The sequence below is a fragment of the Komagataeibacter intermedius TF2 genome (assembly GCF_000964425.1).
Lineage (GTDB): Bacteria > Pseudomonadota > Alphaproteobacteria > Acetobacterales > Acetobacteraceae > Komagataeibacter > Komagataeibacter intermedius.
Genome location: NZ_BANF01000622.1, coordinates 268 through 808 on the forward strand (window position 1 = coordinate 268; position 541 = coordinate 808).

Genomic DNA, 541 nt, shown 5'->3' on the forward strand with positions numbered 1-541 from the left:
CCTGCTGCGTCTCGTCACATCTATTCGGAGTGGAACCGTGACCGCTTCGGCCATGCTGCGCAAACTCGGATCTTACCCCCGTCAGAATGGTCTGGCTGTGGCTTTGCGCGAAGTCGGCCGGATCGAACGGTCAATTTTTATGCTCGACTGGATACAGGATCTGGATTTGCGCAGACGAACCCAGGCTGGACTCAATAAGGGAGAAGCCCGGAATGCGCTGGCTCGGGCGCTCTTCTTCAACCAGCTTGGTGAACTGCGGGATCGGCGTTTTGAAAATCAGGCTTATCGGGCGTCAGGTTTAAACCTGCTGGTGGCAGCGGTTATCCTATGGAATACGCGCTATCTTCAGTCCGCCATCACGACGCTCGGCATTTCCGATGACCTGGCGCGGCATATTGCACCCCTCGGTTGGGAGCATATTTCTCTGACAGGCGACTATCGCTGGAATGTCGATGAGCAGCCCGAAGCTGGCGCGTTACGACCGCTTCGGGTACCTGCATCCCTACTTGTTGCGTGAACCTCAATGTGGCCAGTTCTACAG

At 56.4% G+C, this 541-nt stretch carries 1 protein-coding gene; it reads left to right on the forward strand.

Features of this window, described 5'->3' with window-relative positions; all coding sequences use genetic code 11:
- On the forward strand, positions 1–517 hold a 517-nt coding region (locus tag B7449_RS18820), incomplete at its 5' end, for a Tn3 family transposase (RefSeq protein ID WP_209426794.1).
- Positions 518–541: the final 24 nt, after the last annotated feature.